Source organism: Maribacter antarcticus DSM 21422 (assembly GCF_000621125.1).
Lineage (GTDB): Bacteria > Bacteroidota > Bacteroidia > Flavobacteriales > Flavobacteriaceae > Maribacter > Maribacter antarcticus.
The window spans coordinates 12,971-29,280 of record NZ_JHZC01000007.1 but is presented as its reverse complement, the minus strand read 5'-3'; the positions used below and the strand labels follow the sequence as shown (position 1 = coordinate 29,280).

General features: G+C 39.3%; 16 protein-coding genes. 10 read left to right on the top strand and 6 right to left on the bottom strand.

What is annotated here, in order from left to right:
- Positions 1–62: 62 nt before the first annotated feature.
- The 5 genes from Q360_RS0107015 to Q360_RS0106995 all read right to left on the bottom strand — a co-directional run bounded on the left by Q360_RS0107015 (position 63) and on the right by Q360_RS0106995 (position 5,832).
- Positions 63–2,219, bottom strand: a complete 2,157-nt coding sequence (locus Q360_RS0107015) for a prolyl oligopeptidase family serine peptidase (RefSeq protein ID WP_027076455.1) — start codon at positions 2,217–2,219, stop codon at positions 63–65.
- Between the two features lie 92 nt (positions 2,220–2,311).
- On the bottom strand, positions 2,312–3,301 hold the full coding sequence (locus Q360_RS0107010; RefSeq protein WP_027076454.1) for an aspartate-semialdehyde dehydrogenase: 990 nt from the start codon (positions 3,299–3,301) through the stop codon (positions 2,312–2,314).
- A 301-nt stretch (positions 3,302–3,602) separates the two neighbouring features.
- Positions 3,603–4,010, bottom strand: coding sequence for a large conductance mechanosensitive channel protein MscL (gene mscL / locus Q360_RS0107005; protein WP_027076453.1), 408 nt, complete (start codon positions 4,008–4,010; stop codon positions 3,603–3,605).
- A gap of 84 nt (positions 4,011–4,094) precedes the next feature.
- The gene (gene alr / locus Q360_RS0107000) at positions 4,095–5,201 is read right to left on the bottom strand and encodes an alanine racemase (protein ID WP_027076452.1); all 1,107 of its coding nucleotides are present in this window, start codon (positions 5,199–5,201) and stop codon (positions 4,095–4,097) included.
- Positions 5,194–5,832, bottom strand: coding sequence for a thymidine kinase (locus Q360_RS0106995; protein ID WP_027076451.1), 639 nt, complete (start codon positions 5,830–5,832; stop codon positions 5,194–5,196). Before Q360_RS0106995 ends, alr begins: the two co-directional genes overlap by 8 nt.
- Positions 5,833–6,024: 192 nt before the next feature.
- Here Q360_RS0106995 and Q360_RS0106990 point away from each other — a divergent pair, with 192 nt between their 5' ends.
- The 5 genes from Q360_RS0106990 to Q360_RS0106970 all read left to right on the top strand — a co-directional run bounded on the left by Q360_RS0106990 (position 6,025) and on the right by Q360_RS0106970 (position 10,335).
- Positions 6,025–6,705 (top strand): hypothetical protein, encoded by a 681-nt coding sequence (locus Q360_RS0106990; protein ID WP_027076450.1) that lies wholly within the window; start codon positions 6,025–6,027, stop codon positions 6,703–6,705.
- A gap of 110 nt (positions 6,706–6,815) precedes the next feature.
- A complete protein-coding gene (gene rsmI, locus Q360_RS0106985) occupies positions 6,816–7,487 on the top strand; it encodes a 16S rRNA (cytidine(1402)-2'-O)-methyltransferase (protein WP_027076449.1) in 672 nt (223 codons plus the stop codon).
- Between the two features lie 31 nt (positions 7,488–7,518).
- Positions 7,519–8,556, top strand: coding sequence for a succinylglutamate desuccinylase/aspartoacylase family protein (locus tag Q360_RS0106980; RefSeq protein WP_027076448.1), 1,038 nt, complete (start codon positions 7,519–7,521; stop codon positions 8,554–8,556).
- Positions 8,556–9,683, top strand: coding sequence for a DUF819 family protein (locus tag Q360_RS0106975; RefSeq protein WP_027076447.1), 1,128 nt, complete (start codon positions 8,556–8,558; stop codon positions 9,681–9,683). The genes Q360_RS0106980 and Q360_RS0106975 overlap by 1 nt, the downstream gene beginning before the upstream one ends.
- A gap of 79 nt (positions 9,684–9,762) precedes the next feature.
- Complete coding sequence (locus Q360_RS0106970) at positions 9,763–10,335, top strand: uracil-DNA glycosylase family protein (protein WP_027076446.1); 573 nt, start codon at positions 9,763–9,765, stop codon at positions 10,333–10,335.
- 83 nt (positions 10,336–10,418) lie between these two features.
- On the opposite strand, the gene Q360_RS0106965 is transcribed toward Q360_RS0106970, so the two are convergent.
- Positions 10,419–11,021 (bottom strand): carboxymuconolactone decarboxylase family protein, encoded by a 603-nt coding sequence (locus Q360_RS0106965; protein ID WP_027076445.1) that lies wholly within the window; start codon positions 11,019–11,021, stop codon positions 10,419–10,421.
- Between the two features lie 118 nt (positions 11,022–11,139).
- Here Q360_RS0106965 and Q360_RS0106960 point away from each other — a divergent pair, with 118 nt between their 5' ends.
- From Q360_RS0106960 to Q360_RS0106930, 5 genes are all read left to right on the top strand, one after another.
- A complete protein-coding gene (locus Q360_RS0106960; RefSeq protein WP_027076444.1) occupies positions 11,140–11,568 on the top strand; it encodes an OsmC family protein in 429 nt (142 codons plus the stop codon).
- A 488-nt stretch (positions 11,569–12,056) separates the two neighbouring features.
- Entirely contained in the window at positions 12,057–13,745 is a 1,689-nt protein-coding gene (gene recJ, locus Q360_RS0106950; protein ID WP_027076442.1) for a single-stranded-DNA-specific exonuclease RecJ, read from the top strand.
- A gap of 258 nt (positions 13,746–14,003) precedes the next feature.
- Positions 14,004–14,132: a VOC family protein gene (locus Q360_RS26950; protein WP_262493211.1), complete on the top strand. Its 129-nt coding sequence runs from the start codon at positions 14,004–14,006 to the stop codon at positions 14,130–14,132.
- Positions 14,129–15,400, top strand: a complete 1,272-nt coding sequence (locus Q360_RS0106935) for an MFS transporter (protein ID WP_027076441.1) — start codon at positions 14,129–14,131, stop codon at positions 15,398–15,400. Before Q360_RS26950 ends, Q360_RS0106935 begins: the two co-directional genes overlap by 4 nt.
- A 341-nt stretch (positions 15,401–15,741) precedes the next feature.
- Entirely contained in the window at positions 15,742–16,221 is a 480-nt protein-coding gene (locus tag Q360_RS0106930; RefSeq protein ID WP_027076440.1) for a c-type cytochrome, read from the top strand.
- Positions 16,222–16,310 lie beyond the last annotated feature (89 nt).

The window sequence follows — 16,310 nt, the reverse complement described above, 5'->3', positions numbered from 1 at the left end:
AGTACATTAAAAATCCGCCCTAAACAAGAACGGATTTTTATATAATTTATTGATGTGTGGTTTTATTCCTTGAATTCCTTTAAAACCGATTGATTCGGCAATTCATTATACCCCATATTGTATAGGGTAAAACCATAAATATCTGCATATTGCTCAATCGTCTTGCTAACCGGTGTTCCTGCTCCATGGCCCGCATTGGTTTCAATACGTATTAAGGTAGGTTTGTCTCCGGCCTGTTTTTCCTGTAATTCCGCTACAAACTTAAAACTATGGGCAGGAACTACACGATCGTCATGATCACCAGTAGTAACTAATGTAGCGGGGTAGGAAGTGCCTGCGTTTACATTGTGAACAGGGGAATATCCTTTAATATAATTGAACATTTTTGAATTATCCTCAGAAGTTCCATAATCGTATGCCCAACCTGCCCCTGCCGTGAATGTGTGATAGCGTAACATATCCAAAACACCAACCGCTGGCAAGGCTACTTGCATTAAGCCTGGTCTTTGTGTCATTGTGGCGCCAACCAGTAATCCCCCATTAGAACCACCACGAATGGCTAAATATTCCTTAGAAGTGTACTTCTTGTCGATTAGATATTCTGCAGCAGCAATAAAATCATCGAAAACATTCTGCTTTTTTGTTTTAATACCGGCATCGTGCCATTCTTTTCCATATTCTCCACCACCTCTAAGATTTGGAACGGCGTACACACCACCTTGCTCCATCCATACGGCATTAACGATACTAAAGGAAGGGGTAAGGCTGACATTAAATCCGCCGTAACCATATAGAATAGTCGGGTTTTTACCATTGAGCTCCAAGCCTTTTTTGTGCGTAATGATCATTGGAACTTTAGTACCGTCCTTAGAAGCATAGAACACCTGCGTAGATTCATAATCGGTTGGACTGAAGTCGATTTCAGGCTTCCAATACTGTTCCGAGGTTCCGGTTTCTACATTATATATGTAGGAAGAACCTGGTGTATTATAATTAGTAAAAGAGTAATAAAATTCTTTATCCTCTTTTTTACCTCCAAAACCACTTGCAGTGCCTAGACCAGGTAATTTCACCTCGCGCACCAATTTTCCATCGTAATTATATTGGAATACTTTAGATATAGCATCTACCATGTATTCTGTAAAAAAGTAACCACCACCGGTATTAGGACTTAATACGTTTTCTGTTTCGGGAATAAAGTCGACCCAATTTTCATGACTAGGATTATTTGCATCTACGGTTACTATTTTTTGGTTAGGAGCATCTCTGTTGGTCAAAATATATAATTTAGAACCAACATTTTCGATAATAGAAACATCAGATTCAGTATCCTCCACGATGGGAACCAACAATCCGTTAGGATCTTCTAAATCACGAATAAACAACTTGTTTCCAGAGGTGGAAACAGAGGCAGAAATATGAAGGTAGCGATTATCTTCCGATACGCTTGCCCTTATATATCTATGCTTTTCGAGGGGAATTCCACCATAAATTAAGGCATCGTCTTTCTGTGCAGTGCCCAGCTTATGGTAATATATTTTGTGCTGGTCCGTTTTAGCAGAAAGTTCACTTCCTTCAGGTTTGTCGTAGCTAGAATAGTAGAAACCGTCGTTTCCTTTCCAAGAAAGGCCACTGAATTTGATATCCACTAAGGTATCTTCGATAATTTCACGAGAGTCAGTATCTATAATCAACGCCTTTCGCCAATCGCTTCCACCTTCCGATATTAAGTAAGCGGCTAGGGAACCATCTTTGGTGAAACTGAGTCCGGCCAAGGAGGTAGTGCCATCCTCGGAAAAAGTATTTGGATCTAAGAAGACCTCGGCTTCTGCATCGCCCTTCTTTCTGTAAACTACGTATTGGTTTTGTAGACCATTATTCTTAGAGAAATAAGTGTAATCACCTTCCTTAAACGGAGAACCTAATTTCTCATAATTCCATAGTTTCTCCAAACGATTTTTAAGATCGTTTCTAAAAGGAATGTTCTCCAAATAGCCAAAAGTAGTTTTGTTTTGTTCACTTACCCAAGCCTCTGTTTCGGGGCTTCGGTCGTCTTCTAACCAGCGATACGGGTCTGGTATATCGGTTCCGAAATAGGTGTTAATAGTATCAACTTTTGCGGTAGTGGGATAGTTCACGGGGATAGGTTCTCTTTTAGTTTCGGTCTTACAAGCGGCAAGTATAATTAGTGCGACTAGGCATAGTATTGGTTTTTTCATGGTAAATAGATAATAATCTGTATAAAACTACCATAAAAAAACCTTCAAAACGTTTCTGTTTTGAAGGTTTTAACATTCTTACTAGCTTTAACTTATACTAGTTTATGGGCCACTAAATATTCCGCAATCTGAACAGCGTTTGTCGCCGCTCCCTTTCTTAGGTTATCGGCAACAATCCACATATTCAAAGTATTGCGTTGGGTTTCGTCTCTGCGTATACGCCCTACGAAAACCTCATCCTTATCGTGCGCATAAATGGGCATAGGGTATGTATTTGTAACCGGATTGTCCTGAACGGTTACGCCGGGGGTGTCATTTAAGATACGGCGGACTTCGTTTAGTTCAAAGTCGTTCAGAAACTCTACGTTCACGGATTCTGAATGCCCACCAGCTGTAGGAATACGTACTGCCGTTGCCGAAATAGAAAAAGAACGGTCACCTAGTATTTTTTGGGGCTCACGAGCCAGTTTCATTTCTTCTTTGGTATATCCGTTTTCCATAAAAACATCACAATGAGGCAAGGCGTTCCTTCCGATTGGGTAAGGATAGGCCATTTCCCCTTTAATACCTGCTATTTCGTTCTCCAATTGTTTTACTGCTTTTACACCGCTACCCGATACGGACTGGTAGGTAGAGACCACCACCCGTTTCATCTTATATTTTTTATGCAAAGGAGCCAAAGCCATAACCAATTGTATGGTGGAACAATTTGGATTTGCTATGATTTTGTCCGAAGTTGTCAATTCATGCGCGTTGATTTCTGGAACCACTAATTTTTTATCAGGGTCCATGCGCCAGGCTGATGAATTGTCAATTACCGTAGTACCTACATCGGCAAATTTTGGAGCCCATTCCAAAGACGTGTCCCCACCAGCAGAAAATATAGCAATTTTCGGTTTTTGCGCTACCGCATCTGCCAACCCTATAATCGTTTGTTCCGTATTTTTATAGGATAAGGTTTTACCTATAGACCGTTCCGATGCTACCAGTAATAACTCAGTGGCGGGAAAATTACGTTCTGCTAAAACTTTGAGCATTATCTCGCCTACCATACCTGTGGCACCAACTACTGCTACTTTCATTTGTTGTTACTTAAATTTAAGTAGCAAAAATACGCCATTCCCTTGGTAGGACCATAAAATCAAATCAGGAATATTAAAAATATAACAATTTGTTATAAATATCAGTTTGTTATTGTTTTAAGGAATGAGAAGAAAGAGTTGAAATTAGGAATATGCAACAAATCATTTATTTTAAACCAAAGGATATCATATTAAAAAAAGAACCGTCAATAGTGTTAGCGAAACAACTATGGACGGTTTTAAGGTTAAACTGCACGTGCAGCGGTATGTCCTGAATGATTTCAGGAAATATTCATTCAACTCATTTTTTCAAGGAATCTCTGATTTCAGTAAGTAATTCTTCTGCTGTAGGGCCTGCTGGTGCAGCTGGTGCGGTTACTACAGGCGCTTTTGATTTGTTATAGACCTTAACGATTAGGAATAATATAGACCCAACTATAATTAAATTAATAATTGCGTTCACCCAATTACCGTACATAATTGCATTCTCTGGCTGTGAAATTATTCCATCTGCTGTTACAACGGCTTCGTCTAATATCACTTTCATATCGGCAAAGTTTATACCGCCTGAAAAGTGACCAATGATAGGCATCATAATATCGGCGACAAAACCTTTAACTACTAATCCTACAGCGCCTGCAAGGATTACGGCAACAGCAAGATCAATGACATTCCCTGTCATTATAAAATTTTTGAATTCTTTTAACATGATTTAGTGTTTTTACGAATGGTTAATATTACCTATCGCAATGTAGTAAAAAAAATACTTCTTAATATAATGTTAATTTAGCATTCAAGAAATGATGTGACGTTTAACCCTTTGGGAAATACCTGTTAACAGCTCATAGGAGATAGTATTGGCAGTTTCTGCGAATTCTTGAGCAGACAATTCAGAGCCAAAAATAATAACTTCATCACCTTCGTTACACTCGATATCCGTAATATCGATCATAATCATATCCATACATACGTTACCGATAATAGGGGCTTTTTTTCCATGGACACTTACAAAAGTCTTACCGTTGCCATAGTGTCTTCCAATACCATCTGCATGACCTAAAGGGAGTGTTGCGGTAACCTTAGGACCACTTGCGGCAAAGCTTCTATTATACCCCACACTTTCGTTTGGTTTTAGCTGGTGAATTTGTGATATAATGGTCTTTAGACGTGCTACAGGTTTTAATTCTCGGTCTATTTTGGCTTCGTTTCCATAGCCATAAAGGGCAATGCCACTCCGTACCATATCATACTGGGCATCAGAATAATTTAGTATTCCTGACGTATTTAATACATGTCGAAAAGGGCGATATTGTAATAAAATATCTAATTGTTCCGCAATGGTATGGAAGAGGCTAATTTGGTCTTGGGTAAACTCCTTTTCCGAATGGTCTTCGGAGGCTGCTAAATGTGAAAACACCGATATTGCCTTAATCTCATTATTAGCATGGAGAATGGCCGCTATATGTGCTACATCTTCTTTTCGAAAGCCTAATCTATTCAGTCCAGTGTTAAATTTAAGATGCACTGGATAGTTGTTTTGGCGATGCTTTTTAGCTGTCTTTAAAAACTCGTTTAAAATGTTTTTAGAGTAAATACTTGGTTCTAGACATCGTTCGATAATGCTATCGAAACTCACTTCTTGGGGATGTAGCACTAGAATAGGCTTTGTAATCCCCGCATCCCGTAAGGCTACACCTTCATTTGTGTAGGCAACAGCGAAGTAATCCGTTCCCAGTTCTTCAAGTTTCTTTGCAATAACTTGCGTGTCGCTTCCGTATGCAAAAGCTTTTACAACGGACAGAAATTTGGTTTCTGGTTGTAGTTTAGCCCGCAGATAATGATAATTGTGGGCCAAGGCCTTTAGGTCTAGTTCAAGGACCGTTTCTCTTGCCTTAGCCATTGGAACCTTTGGTGTTTATTTCTTCAGATTTTACGTCTATCGTTTTAACACGTTCTTTTAACATTGCTTTGTAAAACGCCCCTCTACTCAGAGGTTCGTATTCCTCTGTTTCCCCGAGCATGACCAATTTATCGTTACTGGATTTTCTAAAGCTGTAGTTGGCCAAGTTACCAGTTCGGGTACAGATGGCATGTACCTTTGTTACATATTCTGCAGTTGCCATTAGTGCGGGCATGGGACCAAAAGGGTTTCCTTTAAAATCCATATCCAAACCAGCAACAATAACACGTATGCCCTTATTGGCTAAATCGTTACAAACAGTTACGATTTCATCATCGAAAAATTGTGCCTCGTCAATACCTATTACGTCGCATGTATCTGCTAAAATTCGAATATTTGCGGCTGCGGGGACGGGTGTGGATCGTATTTCGTTGTCATCGTGTGACACCACCATCTCGTCGTTATAACGCGTATCTACCATAGGTTTAAAGATTTCAATCTTTAACTTTGCAAACTGCGCGCGCTTTAGACGACGAATAAGCTCCTCGGTCTTACCGGAAAACATAGATCCAGCTATTACTTCTATCCAGCCGAACTGTTCTTTGTGGTTAACAGTATTTTCGAGAAACATTTTGTAATTTTAAACAAAAATAAGCGGTTTTTCCGTTCTGGGTTATATAACGATAAAATTATTAAAAAAAAGATATCGTAATAAGTAGATGTATCATTTCCATGAAGGCTGTTGATATTAAATAAAACAGACCAGTTAAAACGGTACATTGATGTTCCCCATAATGGTTTGGATAGAAATAAAAAGTAGCAGATGAAACAGAAGTTAAAAGAAGAACTGATTAGAATGTCTACCGACATAATTACGTCTAGGGACATGAACGATATTCCTGCGTTGTATGAAGCAGCAAAAGGCTTGTATGAAAAACTGGCTGTACTCAAATTTATAGAGGAAGAGTTGAACGACATCCAAGTGGATGTCTCTAAAAACGTTATTGCTGAAAAATTTGAACAAATGGCCAATGCGGTATTGAGTGCCAACTCCGCAATCCCGGAAAGTAATCCACATCAAGAGGATATTATTATTCCTGGGATGGATACCATAAAGGATATGGTTTCCGAGATGCCCAGTTCCGAAAGTTTGGATGCCGTATTGAATGAGTTTATGGGGCAACCAGACGTAATGAAGAACGATACGGAAATGTTCATGCCGATGGATAAAAAAAAGATAGCGGTGCCAAAATCGTTAAATGATCGACTTTCTAACAAGGAACTTAAGGTAGATTTAAATAACAGATTGGCTTTTGTTAAACATTTATTTAATGAGAGTACCGAGGATTATAATCGTGTGCTATCGCAATTAAGCACTATAGATACGGAGGAACGGTCTGTTGCTTTTATTGCTAATATGGTAAAGCCCGACTATAAAAACTGGGAGGGTAAAGAAGAGTTTGAACTCCGATTTATGGAATTGATAGCACGAAGGTTTGCATAAGCGAAACAATACAATACTTAAAAATAAGACCTGGCTTTTTGCTGGGTCTTATTTTTTATCAACAAACTTTGTATTTATTACTTTTGGAACGACTACTTGATTAGCTTGTTATGGGAAAATTGTATTTGGTACCAACACCGATTGGAAACTTAGAGGACATGACCCTAAGGGCTATTCGAATTTTAAAGGAGGTAGATTTAATTCTTGCCGAAGACACTCGAACCAGTGGTAAATTGTTACACCATTTTGAAATAGGTACTCAAATGTACAGTCATCATATGCACAACGAGCATAGATCGGTAGAGGGTATTATAAAACGCTTACAGAACGGAGACACCATAGCGTTAATTTCCGATGCAGGAACTCCTGCAATTTCCGATCCTGGATTTTTACTGACGCGGGCATGTTTGGAACATGATATTGAAGTAGAATGTTTACCAGGAGCTACCGCATTTGTACCTGCCTTGGTCAATAGCGGCCTCCCCAACGATAAGTTTGTTTTTGAAGGCTTTTTGCCTGTAAAAAAGGGAAGACAGACCCGTTTTAAAGTATTGTCCGAGGAAACCCGAACCATCATTTTTTACGAATCCCCGCATAAACTCTTGAAAACGCTTGCCCATTTTGTGGAATATTTTGGAGCTGACCGTCAAGTATCTGTCTCTCGTGAATTAACCAAATTATACGAAGAAACCGTTCGAGGCACTGCTGAAGAAGTACTAAAACACTACACCGAAAAACCACCTAAAGGAGAAATTGTTATCGTGGTTGGCGGAAAGAAATAAAGAGTATATTTAGCGAACAAACGCATTTGTTATGAAGCATCTTTTTGTCTCGTTAGCACCCTTTTTTATTGCTGCAACTCTTTTTTCACAAGAGGCCAATGTTCCAATAGTGGAGCAATTGGACCTAGCTGGTCTAGAAAATGGAAGAAAACATAGTTTCTGGCTAAGCCTTGGCGAAGACCATCTATCAAACCCTATAAAAATTCCTGTTGTGGTTATCAAGGGAATTTCAGAAAGACCTATTCTAGGTCTTACAGCTGCTATCCACGGCAATGAACTGAACGGAATTGACATAATACATCAACTTTTTGAGAAATTAGAACCGCAGAACTTTCAAGGAACCGTAATCGCTATTCCTGGACTGAATCCATTGTCTATAGCCAATAACCAGCGGGAGTTCATTGATGGAGTAGATTTGAACCGCGTTTTTCCAGGAAAGGCCAATGGCAACAAATCTGAGCAAATGGCATACCAAATTGGTCAGAAAATAATTCCTTTTTTAGATTATCATGTAGATTTACACACCGCTAGTTTTGGCAGAACAAATAGTTTGTATGGCAGGGGAGATATGCAAAACGATACCTTGGCGGGTATGCTTCGTGCTATATTACCAGATATTATCGTTTCCAACAAGGGTAAGGCCAGTTTTGGTTTTGCCTCCGGACTCACAATGAGGGCCTTTGCCATACAAAAAGGAGTTAAATCCATTACTGTTGAATATGGAAATCCACAAGTATATCAAAAAGAAATGACCAAAAGAGGGGTAGACGGGATTCAAAACCTGATGGTGCATCTTGGATTGCTAAAAGGCGATGCCCAGTTAGCTAAAAAGATAGCTATATGCTCAAAATCGTATTGGGTATACACGGATAAAGGAGGCTACTTGGATGTTCTAGTAACACTAAACCAAAAACTAAAAAAGAACGACACTATGGCGCTAGTCAGAAACTCTTTTGGAAACGTTGTGTCTACATATAAGGCGCCTGAAGATGGTATTATTGTTGGAAAAAGCACCAACCCCATAGCCATTTCAGGTTCACGAATTGTTCATTTTGGCATCTTGAACTAATGGTAACTCCCTGGCTCATAGCAATATGTACGGTAGTTGCCGTTTACTATCTAGACAAATGGGAAAACACCTACGTCAAATCGGTTTTCGATTGGGTTCCTGCAATTCTTTTGGCCTATATTATTCCTGCTATTATTTCCTATATTTTTAATGTAGATTATGCCCAGGCGAACATCCATGAGTTCAGTAAGGATTATTTTATTCCCTTGGCTATCATTGCCGTTATGAGCAGTCTCTCTTTAGGACAACTAAGGTCTATTGGAGTAAACCCAATATTAGTTTTTGTAGCTGGATCTTGCTTCATTGCTGTTTTCCCTGTAGTGTTTATTTGGGTTTTTACAGACAGTACATTAGTTGCTGATATTTTGGTTGGGGAGCAATACTGGATGGGAGTACCCCCTATTGTAGGCAGTTGGATCGGAGGAAGTACAAGCCAATTGGTGTTGAAGGAATTAGTGGAGTGTCCGGAAAATATATTTTTAACCGTTTTGGTTATGGACAATCTATTGGTAAATGTTTGGACCATTCTCATGTTCCAAGGCATAAAAAAAAGTTCTTGGCTAAACAAAGTTTTAAAGATAACAGACGTAGGACTGCCAGAAGACCTAAGACAAATAACGGGTAAACGCCTGCATCCTGTCTTAACGGTACTGATACTTTTGGGAATAGTCGTTTTGTTTAATGCGCTATTGGACAGCTTTATTCTAAAAGTTGTGTTATTATCCTTAGTCGGTTTAGTACTTTGTAATTTGCTGCCCAAATGGAACTATGCTTTTGCATTAAAGGCAGGTGGTATTTTGATTATCGTTGTTATGGCGGTTTTGGGCTTAAAATTACAATTGGCAACAATTGGTTTCAACCTCCAATTTTTAGGCTTTTTAATTATTTGGTTAGGAGGGCATTTTATTTTCATGATGGCCGTTGCTAAAATCCTTAATGTGAATATGGCTTGGGTACCCATTGCCAGTATGGCCAATGTTGGGGGTATAGCTACCGCCCCAGCCGTAACCGCAGCGTATAATAAAAAATGGATGCCACACGCCATCGTATTGGCTATTTTGAGTACGGCCACAGGAACCTTTTGGGGTATGTTGACTATCTACTTATTGAAAAAGGTTATCTTATAATTTGGTATTACGATGTTTTAGCTTTTGCCATGCATCGCTGGGGTAATGCAGTCATATGAATGAAGTTTAAAAGTTTGGTATGCAAAAGCTACTAGCAGAAATACAAAGTTGTCAAGTCTGTAAAGCATATTTGCCTTTGCCGCCCAGACCTATTATTTTGGGCACTAAAAATTCAAAGATTATATTGGTAAGTCAGGCACCAGGAAAAATGGCTCATATTCACAACAGGGCATGGGACGACCCTAGCGGTAGAAAATTACGAGAATGGTTAGGAGTATCGGAGGAACAATTTTATAATCCTGACAATTTTGCCGTATTGCCTATGGGTTTTTGTTATCCAGGGAAAGCAAAAACAGGTGATTTGCCACCCAGGAAAGAATGTGCTCCCTTATGGCATCCCTTAGTTTTAGAAGAATTTAAAAACGTGAAATTGATACTGCTGATAGGGAAATATGCCCAAGACAAATATTTAGGAGGAAAGGCTAAAAAGAACTTGACTGAAAATGTGGCTAATTACCCGGATTTTCTTCCAAAGTACTTTCCATTGCCGCATCCATCGCCCATTAATCATTTTTGGCGTGGTAAGAATCCTTGGTTTGAAGCGGATGTGGTTCCTGAATTAATGGAATTGATAGGCGTAGTTCTTCAATAGGACACACAGTAAAATTCAAGGGTGGCGGCCTTTTTCCTTTTTTGAAGTTCATTATCTCTTTTCTCAAACCTAAAATCTTACATCTAATAAACAGACCCATCATGCTTCCCTTTCTCCCATCCATGTTTTCCTAAATATTGATTACCACTATCAACAGCATCCTCTTCTATAGAAGTCCCCATAGAGTCGTTCCAACGGTTCAGGTAGCCAAAAAGAGCGATAACACCTAACATCTCTACAACTTCCCCTTCGTTCCAATGTTGATATAATCTTTGCTTTATTTCAGCATCCACGCCATTCGGCACTTGGGAAGCCTGTAAAGAAAAGTCTAGAGCGGCGCGTTCTGCTTCAGAGAAGGCTGCGTGGGTTCTGTATTCCCAAATATTATCTAGTTGTTCTTGTGCTGCACCATAACGTTCCGCAGCTCGGATGGCATGTGCCTGGCAATAGCGGCATCCGGTGGCGTTACTACTAACCCATGCTATCATCCTTTTTAATGCCGATGTTACTCTGCCCTCATTCGCCATTACTGCCTTATTGAGGTTTATAAATGCTTTTGAAATAGCCGGTCGGTGTTGCATGGTAAGCACCGAATTTGGACAGAAACCCAAGGTCTCATTAAAGAATTTTGCTAATTCGGCTGTTTCAGAACTGTGACTTGCATCAAGTGGTTTTACTAAGGGCATTTATTAAAATTTAGAAGTTAAAAATAAGAAGTGCGAATTTATAATTTGGGGTACCCCCCAGCCTTTTAACAGCTATCAAAATGTTGTACTTTTATCCTTTACAAGAAACACAAAAATTATGGCGACAACAAATCATATTACAACGAAATGGAAAGGTGGGATGGCCTTCGAAACTACAAATCCATCTGGGCACACCGTAAACATAGATGTTGGTCCCGAAGATGGAGGAGAAGGCAGCGGTTTTCGACCAAAGGCCTTAATGCTCTCTGGACTCGCTGGTTGCTCAGGACTAGACGTAGCTATGTTAATTAAAAAAATGAAACTGGAAGTAGATGATTTCCAAATCGAAACTATTGCTAACTTGACTGATGAGCATCCTAAGTATTATGATAAAGTTGCTATAGAATACCATTTCCATGGTGCCAATCTAAACGAAGAAAAGCTACAACGTGCCGTAGACCTTTCCGTGGATAAGTATTGTGGAGTAATTGAAATGTTCCGCAGGTTTGCAGAATTGGAGATAAAAACGGTATTCCATAAGAAATAAAGCGCAAGTGTAAAGGCTAAGTGCAGAACACTACTAAAATGGCGAGTAAAAAGTATGACTTGGAAGATAGGTTCGTTCAGCTTGCTGCTGACGCAGCCCTGTTTTTTGAAAATCTACGCTCAGACATGACTGGATTGTACTTTGGAAATCAACTTTAAAGCTAACTTGAAGTGCTACTTTAATCTTTGGAGAGCCCCAAGGAGCTGGCTCTGCTAGCAATTATATCAACAAAGCAGGAATCGTCTTAAAGAACTAAAAGAATCAATAGTGAACTTAAAAACACTGCGTAAAGTAGATTGCGGTTGTTGTGAAAAAATAGAATACTCTTAGATGAAGTTGAATAATTAACCATGATAATTACGATAATCATAAAGAAAAAAAATAATAACTTCATATTCTTGAAGCGCAAGCGAAAGTCGTTAAGTACTTTTTAAACTTGAATAATGCCCATGGCATGAAGCTTTGAACTTGACACTTGAACTTTATCCATGCGTTGGACCATAAAACCAAAACCCGAAACAGAACAAATTGACCAGTTGGCGAAAGCCTTGAAGGTCAATCATTTGATTGCACAATTATTATTACAGCGGGGTATTTCTACTTACGAAGAGGCAAAGAATTTCTTTAGGCCACAATTAGAAGACTTACATGACCCATTTTTGATGATGGATATGGACATTGCCGTGAGCAGAATCGAAACTGCCATTGCCAACAACGAAAATATGTTAGTTTTTGGAGATTATGACGTAGATGGCACTACGGCAGTTTCATTAGTGTCTTCCTATTTATTAAGTTACTATCCTAATGTGGCCACTTATATTCCGGATCGGTATGGAGAGGGCTATGGGGTTTCGTACACCGGAATTGATTTTGCGGAGGATAATAATTTTTCTCTAATTATAGCATTGGATTGCGGTGTAAAGGCGATTGATAAGGTCGCCTATGCGAAGGAAAAAGGGATTGATTTTATCATTTGTGACCACCACAGACCGGGTGATAAACTTCCAGATGCCGTTGCTGTTTTAGACCCCAAAAGGGCAGATTGCGAGTATCCGTACGATGAATTATGCGGGTGTGGTGTGGGTTTTAAATTGATACAGGCTTTGGGTTCTCGAAAAGGGGAGACCATCTACGATCAAACACAATATCTTGATTTAGTGGCAACTGCAATTGGGGCTGATATTGTTCCGATAACTGGAGAGAATCGAATATTGGCTTTTTATGGCTTACAGGTTATCAATGAAGCGCCAAGAATAGGATTTAAAGCGATTATAGACCAAGTAAATAAAGCATCTCTGACCATTACTGATGTAGTGTTCATAATAGCTCCTCGAATTAATGCAGCAGGACGGATGAAACACGGTCAGCATGCAGTAAACTTGCTTACGGAAACCGACATGCAACAGGCTACAAAATTCGCTGCTGAAATAGAAACGTTTAATACGGACCGTAGGGGATTAGACCAGGAAATTACTCAAGAGGCTTTGGTTCAGATACAGGAAAACCGTGAAGAAGAAGGTTTCACGACAGTGGTATATAAAGATACATGGCACAAGGGTGTTATTGGTATTGTAGCTTCCAGATTAACCGAAACGTATTACAGACCAACGTTAGTATTTACAAAAAGCGGAGATAAGTTGGCTGCATCAGCTAGGTCAGTAAAAGGTTTTGATGTGTACAATGCTTTGGAAGGCTGTTCTGATTATATAGAACAATTTGGGGGACATAAATATGCAGCGGGTCTTACTTTATTGGAAAGTCAGTACAACAACTTTAAACATCAGTTTGAAAAAGTAGTTAAGGAATCTATAGACCCTCAGTTGCTGGTGCCGGAGATTAGCATAGATGCTATTATAGAATTAAAGGATATTAATCCAAAGCTGATGCGTATCCTACGCCAGTTTGCACCCTTTGGACCTGGAAATATGAGTCCAACATTTATGTCTGAAAATCTAGTAGAAACAGGTTATGCTAAAGGCGTAGGTCAAGATGCAGCACATTTAAAATTTGCGGTAACACAAAATGACAGCTATAAAATTGGAGGTATTGGCTTTAATCTAGGGGATAAATTACCCTTGGTAACGAGTAGAAAACCGTTTAACGCGGTATTTTCTATTGATGAGAACGAATGGAAAGGGAACGTGAGCCTTCAATTAAAATTAAAGGATATAAAATGAAGATAGAGCATTTGGCCATTTGGATATCCGATTTGGAGTTGATACCTCGTTTTTATGCCGATTTGTTTGATGGAACTTCAGGGCAAAAATATGATAATGATATATAGAATTTTTCATTCTACTTCCTATCTTTTGATGATGACCTCAGGTTAGACTTGATGTAAAAACCAGAGATTCACACCATTGGAAACAGGTCAAAAGAATATTTAGGGACTAGTCATTTTGCGGTATCCGTAGAACAAAAAAAATGTAAATAAGTTGACCGAAAAGCTGGGAAATGGCAGATTTATGGTTGTCGGAAACGCTAGAATTCTTGGTAATGGCTATTATGAACGTATTGTTATTGATCCGGAAGAAAATAGAATAGAAATACCAAATAGTACATGAGCAACACAATAGACCCTTACGCAGCATTACGCTTTAAGGAATTCAATATATTTTTAGGGGTGCGCTTTGCCATGGTCTTTGCTTGGTCCATGCAGTTCATTGTCATAGAATGGCAGGTGTATACGATGACCAAAGACCCGCTTTCATTAGGGATTATAGGTTTAATGGAAGTAATTCCTGCTGTAGGGATGGCATTATTTGCTGGCCATATTGTAGATCAAAAGGAAAAACGTACGCTGTTGATTAAATGTATCCTTGGGTTTTCAGTCATTAGTCTAGGCTTATTTTTATTGAGCTGGCCCGGATTGGAAAACGAATGGGACACCAGAAGTATATTGTATGGGATTTATGGTTTAGTTTTCTTGGGCGGATTGGTCCGCGCCTTCTTGGGCCCAACGATATTTTCTTTAGTAGCACTCCTCGTTCCCAAAAAAATATATCCTAACGCAGCTACATGGAGTAGTTCTACATGGCAAATGGCCTCAGTATTAGGTCCGGCCCTGGCAGGATTTTCTATTAGCTTTATTGGGGTGCATTGGTCTATGTGTGTTATTGTTGGGTTTTCGGTAATGGCTTTATTGTTGTTGTTTCAAATCGACAAAAAACCCATTCTAAATCCCAAAATTGGGGAGCCCGTTTTTGAAAGCTTAAGGGAAGGACTAAATTTTGTGTTCAAAACAAAGGCGGTTTTTGGAGCGTTGACGTTGGATATGATTGCCGTGCTTTTTGGGGGAGCAGTAGCTTTGTTACCTATTTTTGCGCAAGATATTCTTCAAGTAGGTTCAGAGGGCTTTGGTGTTTTACGTGCAGCTCCTGCTGTTGGAGCAGCCATTACTATGTTGGGTGCTACACGCTTTCCACTACATAAAAAAGCGGGTAAAAAATTACTTTGGGCTATAGCTGGTTTTGGAGTGTGTATTATTGTGTTCGGACTCTCTACTTATTTTTGGCTATCTGTCATCGCTTTGTTTTTGAGTGGTGCTGTGGATGGCGTTTCCATGATTATTCGCCAAACTATCCTCCAGTTAAAGACTCCGGATAATATGCGGGGTAGGGTAGCCTCTGTAAATTCGATGTTCGTGGGGTCTTCCAATGAACTAGGCGCTTTTGAAAGTGGTGTGACAGCAAAGCTTATGGGAACCGTGACAGCAGTGGTATTCGGGGGAACCATGACTTTGTTAACCGTAGGTATTACTGCATTTGTTTCTCCTACGTTTAGACGTTTGGATTTGACCAAGGATGTGGAGGACCATGAGGCAGAGAGCTAACCAATCGCTTGCCTTAGTTTACCAAGTGCTCAAGCTTAGGATAAGTCTCACCGCATATATGCACGGTTTTGAAGGGGAATAATTGGTTTTTAACGCATTTATTAGTGATAGTTGAGTCACAGTGATTATTGTAGTACTCTACTATATCAAAACAAATAGCTGAGCCTATGATTTTGAGTAATCTATTCTGGTGTTGTAGCAACTAAAGAGATTTAGGATAGAACTTGTGGTGAATCAGTAAATTTTAAAGCGTATTACAACAATGTTTTAAACATCCTCAATCATAAAAATTCGTATCTTACTATCTAGTTAAAAAAAAAACGAATAAAATTAAGTAAAAAATGCGAAAATTATTTACGTTAGTAGCCCTAGGTGCCTTAATGCTCAGCTGTGGAGAAAAGAAGGAAGAAAAAAAGAATGGTTTTGAAATGAACCGTGCCAAAAAAGAAGTAAAAAAAGAAGTAGCTTCTGCGGGTGTTCCTGTGGATATGGATAACAAAGGAGTAGGCCCCTTTACATCTGTAACTTTTGATAACGAAATTAATACGGAAATGGCAAGTGCAGGCCAAGCGAAATTCCAAGCGATATGCACGGCTTGTCACATGGCCGAACAGCGTATGATAGGACCAGCTCTTAAAGGAGTGTACGACCGCAGAAGTCCGGAATGGGTACTGAACATGATTATAAATCCTGATGGAATGCTGAAGAAGGATCCAATTGCAAAAGCCCTCCTTAAAGAATACAATAACGCAATTATGCTCAATCAAAACCTCAGTGAGGAAGAAACAAGAAACGTTGCTGAGTATCTACGAACGATATAAGTACATATTATAGATGTATAAGAACCCTTTCAATCAGTTTGAAGGGGTTCTTTTTTTAACAAGTAGCCACACTGAATAAATTTTTATTC